The sequence below is a fragment of the Fodinicurvata sediminis DSM 21159 genome (genome assembly GCF_000420625.1).
In the GTDB taxonomy this organism is placed as follows: Bacteria; Pseudomonadota; Alphaproteobacteria; order Kiloniellales; family DSM-21159; genus Fodinicurvata; species Fodinicurvata sediminis.
This window is the reverse complement of the sequence record NZ_ATVH01000014.1, coordinates 497,697-504,632: the sequence shown is the minus strand read 5'-3', so window position 1 is coordinate 504,632 and position 6,936 is coordinate 497,697. Positions and strand designations below refer to the sequence as shown.

Here is a 6,936-nt window from a genome sequence, read left to right as displayed (position 1 = left end):
CTGATTCAAGTTGCCTTTGCCTTCAAGCCCATGGAAGGCTGGATACGTCGAGAGCGGTCCGTTCTGGAAGTGTCACGGCCAGCCACCCCTTGAGGCCCTGCCAGACGAGGGTGCGGTACTGGGCGAAATTGCGATAGCGAAGGGTGAAAATACCGTTGTCTGCCTCGATCGAGGAAGGTGCGTAGATGGACAGCGGCGTCATCATGCCGGTGGTAAGCGTCTTCGCGAGACTTTCGCGGGCGACCCAGATCAATGTGGCCGCCGCAGACTCATCGAGACCCAGATCGTCGAGCAAACCCCGTTCCTCTGAAGCAAGGCCGGAAAGCACTGGTCCTATGTCTTTCTTCGCCGGCAGATCGATATCGATCCCCATCGGATGCGCCCTATGGAATACCAGCGCTGCGGCGTAGCTGGCCGAGTGCGAAATGGATATGCCCGTTTCGCTGATCCCTGGATACGTGACGCAAATCACTGGCTGTTCGAATACGCCAGATCCAATGGAGATTTCACGTGGGTCGAGGCCGTCGTGATGGCTTTTCAGGGCCAACTTTGCGGCAATTCGCCCAGTGGCGTAGCTTTGCTTGCGTTTGTCGTGTTCCAGCGCCTGCAGCCGGGCCCATTCCTCTGCATGAAAACAGGACGTCATATAGTCGTCCAGGCAATCGTCATCCAGCTGATCGAGCGCAAGGACCACCAGTGTCGCACGCAGATACGTAACATCGCAGAAGGTCACAGATCCTTTCGCACGTTTCATTTGAAGCGAATGGACGCGGACAGCGTCTTGAGGCTTCATCGCGCTTTACCGCGAAGTGTCCGGGCTTGTGTCTCCCGAGAAAAAAGAATGCCCAAAACAGGTTTTGGGCATTCTAAATTCGGGTCGGTTCTGGACAACAAGCTTGAAGTCAGGCTTTGGCAGCTGCTGCGCCCCCTGGAGTCTTTGTGCCGCTTGTCTTTGAACTGGCCTTCTCTCCCTTGACGAAATCCGAAGCCTTGCGCTTGCCCTCGGCAAACTCGTCCTGGAAACGACCTTTCATTTCCTCGGCATCGAAATCATCAACAGTACCGCCTTTGGCAAAATGCCAGGCAAAAACGCGCCCCAATGCATAGGTACAGGCCGCTGCAAAGGTCGGCATGGCAACAACACCGAAAATTGTGCCAACCACCGGAACGCGGCGGATCAGGCTGGCTGTTGCAAGCCCAATGCCGGATGCTGGCAGAACCGTTGCCACCAGAGTTGCAATCGAGTTCTTGATCGCGTTCTCAGAGAAGGGCACCCCAAAGATATCGCAAAGCTTTGCGATCATCCGCAACTGAATGGTGCTGCTTGCCGCCATTTCGAGGAAGGGAATTGGAACGAGACCACCGACCGCGGCATAGGCGCTGTGGCGATGGATACAGTCGCGAGCCTGAGTGTGGTGTTCGTCAGATTCCGTGACAGTGACTTCTTCAGTTTGCTCTGTGTTCTCTTCTTCGCTCATGCTCGCCCCTTTTCAAGTGTCGTTGGCCTTTGGACTCGGTATTCTGATTTTTAAATGGTGGTGTAAGATACTCGAATTTGTAGTCTATCGCAAATTGCAAGAGCAACTATTGTTTTGAATCTGTTTTCATTTCCGGTTGGGCTTCTGGTTCATGTTCCGGCTGTGATCTTGTACCCGGGGGTGCAGGAGGATTCTTGCTCGCGTTTCCGGCACTTGGGTCATAAATTGGCGAGAGGGAACGCATCACCCTTTCGATATTGCCAGGCGCTGTCTCCTCTTCACTATCAGGGTTTGCCGGTCTGGCCGTAGGTGTGCTGGACTGCACCTCGGGGCCCGGAGCCCTGAGAGGGCTGCCCGCCGGACTCCTGGACTGGTCCGTCGTTGTTGGCCTGGTCCTGGACTCGCCGCCCCCCTCTTCGCGCACGCCTGGCGATACTGAATTGTGTGGGGAGATTTCACGGAAATTGGCATTGGTTTCGTTTGGCAGGGGCAGGCTATCCGCCGAATCGCCCGTCAATTCGGGAGTGCCTGCTGCGGATCCTGAAGGAGTCCCGGTTTCTCCCGTATTGAGAATGACCGGAAGGCCGTCCTTGCCGCCGATGATGATGGTCTTGCTGTTCTTCGAGGTTGCCAGCGACATGGTCGCTTCGATGCCACGCAGGCGCAGATATTCCTCGGTGATCGTCTTGGCAACGATGTCCTGGAATTCACGGATGCCTTCCGCCTCGATCTTCTTGCGATCCCTTTCCTTGGCTTCGCGCGCCAGGCGGAAGTCGTATTCCTGCATGATCTGATATTGTTCAGCCTTGCGTTCGATCGCGTTGGCCACACGTTCAGGCAGCTTGACCGAGCGGATGAGTACATCCTCAACTGTTACCAAGCGTCCCTGAAAGCTCTGATTCAAGAGCGAAGAGCCAAGCTCGTTGACCATGCGTTCGAGAATTTCAGCCTGAATGAAGGCGCGGGTTTCCGTATAGAGCTGTTCCGGTGTATAGCGAGAAATCAGTTCGCGTGCATGTGATCCGATTTCAGGATAAACGAGAATCTCAGGGTAGTTCGGCCCTACGAGCTTGTGAAGCATGCCGGCGGCTTCACGGTTGATGCGGTAGCGCACCGCAATGTCGACTTCCATCGACAGTCCGTTCGACGAGATCGTGTCATAGATGCGCGCCTGATTCTGCAGGCGCGCGTCATAGACGAACATCTTGTCCCACGGGAAGATCATGTGGATGCCTTCGCCATAGGTATGATCAACGACCGTGCCGCCAAAGAAGCGATACCACATCACACCGACATGCCCGGCGGGGATCGTGATGAAGATCTGAGGCGCCAATACGATCATTGCGATCAGGATAAAGAAGATCGTGATTAGCAGGCCTGCCTGGAAACGCTTGAAGAAGCGGCCGAATTTCTCGACGAACCGCCACCAGCTACCCCGCAAGCGACTTTCGTCCTGGCCGGGATCATCATGTGGCCGGCCGGCCGGCGTTGCCGTGCTGTCAACCATTCGTCATTTCACTTTCGTATGCGTCATGCGGAGGGTCGATTGCACGCTAGTTCTCATCGATATCCTGGATTCTCCGGCGAATCTCCTTTGAGGGTCGCGCGACAAGCTGCACCAGAAAGTCCCCAACCGGCGTAATGAAGATCGCCAGAATGAAATGCCCCAGGAATCCGAAAGAAGTATGCCGGCCCAGCAGGCCGCAAACGACCGCGGCCAGGATATAAAGCATGATTACCATCAAATACATGGGGTCAGGTCCTGATGCCTTGGGTTTGTCGGGCTTGTCCGGTCAGGCTGATTTTGCCTTCTGGGAGAACACGAAACCTTCTTTAAGCTTCTCGTGGAAATAGGGTTCTGCCTTCTTGGGGTCGAAATCCTGCAAGGTTCCCCCAAGGGCATAATGCTGTTGGAAGACCTTGCCCAGTGCATAAGTGAACGCCGCGTTGAAGCCAGGCATGGTCAGGATGCTCAATGTCGAGCCAATGACCGGAAGCGTCTTGGACAGGCTGGAGAATATACCTGTCCCCAGAAGCGATTTGCCAAGCACATTGCTGGTCAGGCTGGTCATCAACGCTGCAATGACGGACCTGCCGCTGCTTTTCTGGAAATGGACCCCGTAGACGTTGCTGATTTCGGCCAGCATCTTCAGCTGCACCGCAACGATCGCCGCCGAATCCAAAACGGGAATTGGTATCAGGCCTGTACCGGCGGCCCAGAGTGTGTTGCGCTGAACAATGGACGAGGCACGACGATGCCGTGCCTTGCGCTTCAATGCTTCCAGCTTTTCACTGTCCAATAGGTCCCCCTGCAGTTCTTTTTCTTCTCCCCATCAGCGGGGCGAAGCGTAAACGCTAACACTATAGACTGCAATCGTTTCAGGGGTCTCTATTAAGATTATGAATGCCGTCTGATAAGGTCTGCCATCAAGCTTGAAGCGCCTGTTGAGATTCCTTGAATGGCGGACACCATCCCTTTTGCAAGGCTCCACTGTCCTCCACTTCTTTTTTCGGCGTCGCATTGGCGGGAAGACGAGTGTCTGACCCTGACAGAACGGAAGTCATGCAGAGCTTGACCTTCATCAAGAAGCAATTGAACTTTGATCGGTTGCAGTCAGGCTGTACCAGTTTGCTGTTGGAAACCTGCCAGCTGCCTCGGGGATGATTGGAGCTGCAACTTGAACCTGGCAACGAAGATCGGCGTGGCGTTGTTCGTCGTGTTCGTCACAGCTTTATGCATGACGACTGTGCTCAATTACCTTCGATTTGAGCAGACGCTTCGAACCTTGCTAACGCAGCGGGTCAACGTCGTTGCTTCTGAAACCAATCAGGACCTGCATGCGGCCATGGATTTGGGCCTCAGGCTTGAAAGCATGGAAAACCTGGAGGAGATCCTCGAACGGCGCGCCGCAATGTCGCCGGAAATCAGAAGGATGAGCGTACTGGATTGCCAGGGAACGCCGATTGCGACCACTGACCTGCCGGATACGAACGGTATTCCGGACACGCCTCCGCCCGGTAACATTGAACAGTCATACTGGGTTCACTTCGGAGAACACGCAGTGGCGGCAGGGACCACGCTGTATGACAGTCTCGGCCAGTGTGCGGGTCTTCTTCACCTGCAGGTTGACGGCGAAACATACCGGCGGAAGCTTGAGAACGCCTCTGCCAAAATGTGGAAGTCGGCCAGCATGGGTATGCTGGCAATCATCCCCGTGCTGGGGCTGTTAGTGGTTCTCATGCGCCGACGCCACCGCGTTTTCGACGAATTGCATGCGGATCTTGAACAAGCAGAATCTGGCAAGGCCGGTTCTGGCCCGACCCATGATGGCGATGTCCTGACCGAAAGCGAGATGGAGCTGGTTGAACTCTATCGTGAAATCCGCGATCAGCTGCCCCATGACGCGGCAGTGGAGAAGACTGTGCCTGCGTCTGCGGACAAGAACGCATGAGCCGATTGTCCGAGCCGAATTCGGAAAATGTCGATAAGGGAAGGGAGTCCCGCAGGCGTCTGCTGCCCAGGGGCAAGATCTGGATCCTGCTTCTGTTCAGTGCCATTGCCCTTTGCGCCACCCTGGTCGCCGTTTCCTGGCGTGCTGCCGATCTGGCGCGCGCGGACCTGCAATCCGAAATCACCCAGAAGGCTGAAATCGAAGCGCGCACACTGTCAGAGAGAATCGCGCATGCTCTGCATCTAGAAATCCCGGTGGAAGAGATCGTCGGCTTTGGAGAGGTTGTTGGCCAGCTGCAGGATGGAGATCCGGACCTGGTCTTTGCCGCTGTCGTCCAGGATGAATCCATTCTGCACAATGGTGGCTTTTCGGCCGGGGAAATTGCCCCGCTCCTCGATCCGGCAGGGGACACAGAAACTTCACCCTATATCGTAACCCGTGTGCTGGTTCAGCCTACGGGAGGCAATGCAGAGAACCTGGACATCGTTGTTGGCCACGACAGGGCGGCCCTGATGCGCCCGGTCACAGACAACCTGTACGATATTGGGGTCATCTTCTTCATTACATTGGCCTTGTCCTTTGAGCTGGTCCTGTTGGTTCTGACGGTGAATGTCGTTCTGCCTGCGCGGGTTGCCAAACGTGTCCTGCTGAACATGCGCGCACGCAAGTTCACCCTTCTGCACGGCCAGTCGACCCACGATGAAATCGGCCGTTTCATGGAACGCATGAATTCCATGATCGGCCATATGGCGCGCAAGGCCGGCACCGAGCCTCATCGCGTGCGGGAGGCAAAACTGATCGGGGTGCGGATGCTGGCATTCCTGTTCGTGCTGGCTGAGGAATTGGCCCGGCCGATCATGCCGAGTTTCTTTGGCGAGATTTCCGCGAACACCCTGGACGGGCAGTTGGGTGCCGGCATTGTCATGGCCTTGCAGCTTCTGATGGTGGCTGTCGCCATGCCGCTGTGCAGCCTGTTCCAGGAGCAGGTCGGATCGCTGAGGATGTATCTTGCAGGGGCGTTTCTGGCGACCGTCGGTCTGTTTGGCACGGCCTTCGCGATTGGTTTCTGGGACCTTTTGTCCTGGCGGGCGCTCTCCGGGATCGGCTATGCGACCACCTTTGTGGCTTGCCAGTCCTATGTGCTGAACGCCACCAACGAAAAGAACCGGACGCAGGGGACCGCCATGATGGTCGGCGGGATCATGCTGGCCGACATTTGCGGCCCTGCCATAGGGGGCATTCTTGCTGGCCACTTCGGAGAAGCGGCCACATTCCTGGCGGGGGGCACAGTGGCCGGCCTCGCCGTGGCACTGGCCTATTTCCTGATGGATGACAGGGTGCGGGGACAGGCTACACCCCCGGTTCCGACACGCGAGGCGTTTCGGGCCATGCTGTCCAATCGGCGGTTTCAGGTTCTGATTCTCTTTGCGGCCGTTCCCGCCAAGCTGATCCTGAGCGGGTTCCTCTATTATCTGACCCCGCTTATCCTGTTGCAGTCCGGCGCCACTACGGCTGAGACAGGTCGTGTCCTCATGCTTTACGGGCTGGTGGCCTTGCTGACCGGCTGGGCCATCGCGCGCTGGACAGATGACAAGCAGAACGAAACCCGTGCGGTGGGTATTGGAGGCGCACTTACGGCTGTCGGCCTCCTGCTGGCTGGATGGATGCCGGACTACGGGATTTTTGCCGTGGCCATTGCAATGCTGGGGCTGGCACAGGCGACATCGATTCCTGCCCAGGTTTCCGCAAGCCTTAAACTCAGTGAGGAGTTTACGCGCAGTCACGGGACCGGTCCGGTCTTGGCCGTGCTGCGCCTTGCTGAACGATTGGGCGGTGCGCTTGGTCCGTTACTGGCAGCAGGATTGACCCTATGGGTCGGTACCGGGGGTGCGGTCCTTGTGCTGGGCATCATTGCCGCTGTTGCGGTGACGGCCTTCGAACTCATGATCCGGATCGCCCCCAATGAGCAGGCGGCCAAGTCCGGCGATTCAGGGGAGCTTTCTTGA

The 6,936-nt window shown here is 56.8% G+C and carries 7 protein-coding genes; 2 read left to right on the top strand and 5 right to left on the bottom strand.

From position 1 onward, the window contains the following. Positions 1–22 precede the first annotated feature (22 nt). The 5 genes from G502_RS0110290 to G502_RS19655 form a co-directional block, all read right to left on the bottom strand. Positions 23–793: a 4'-phosphopantetheinyl transferase family protein gene (locus G502_RS0110290; RefSeq protein ID WP_155957835.1), complete on the bottom strand. Its 771-nt coding sequence runs from the start codon at positions 791–793 to the stop codon at positions 23–25. Positions 794–902: 109 nt separating this feature from the next. Then, positions 903–1,478 carry a YcjF family protein gene (locus tag G502_RS19665; RefSeq protein ID WP_022728589.1) on the bottom strand — a complete coding sequence of 192 codons (576 nt, stop codon included), beginning with the start codon at positions 1,476–1,478 and terminating at the stop codon, positions 903–905. A gap of 106 nt (positions 1,479–1,584) precedes the next feature. After that, positions 1,585–2,985 carry a prohibitin family protein gene (locus G502_RS21465; protein WP_022728588.1) on the bottom strand — a complete coding sequence of 467 codons (1,401 nt, stop codon included), beginning with the start codon at positions 2,983–2,985 and terminating at the stop codon, positions 1,585–1,587. Between the two features lie 46 nt (positions 2,986–3,031). Then, entirely contained in the window at positions 3,032–3,229 is a 198-nt protein-coding gene (locus tag G502_RS0110275) for a hypothetical protein (RefSeq protein ID WP_022728587.1), read from the bottom strand. A 42-nt stretch (positions 3,230–3,271) separates the two neighbouring features. After that, positions 3,272–3,778, bottom strand: a complete 507-nt coding sequence (locus tag G502_RS19655) for a YcjF family protein (protein WP_022728586.1) — start codon at positions 3,776–3,778, stop codon at positions 3,272–3,274. A gap of 378 nt (positions 3,779–4,156) precedes the next feature. Between G502_RS19655 and G502_RS0110260 the strand changes: the two genes are divergently transcribed. Together G502_RS0110260 and G502_RS0110255 are read left to right on the top strand one after the other, a co-directional pair. Continuing rightward, a complete protein-coding gene (locus G502_RS0110260) occupies positions 4,157–4,930 on the top strand; it encodes a hypothetical protein (protein WP_022728585.1) in 774 nt (257 codons plus the stop codon). Then, positions 4,927–6,936 (top strand): MFS transporter, encoded by a 2,010-nt coding sequence (locus tag G502_RS0110255; RefSeq protein WP_022728584.1) that lies wholly within the window; start codon positions 4,927–4,929, stop codon positions 6,934–6,936. The genes G502_RS0110260 and G502_RS0110255 overlap by 4 nt, the downstream gene beginning before the upstream one ends.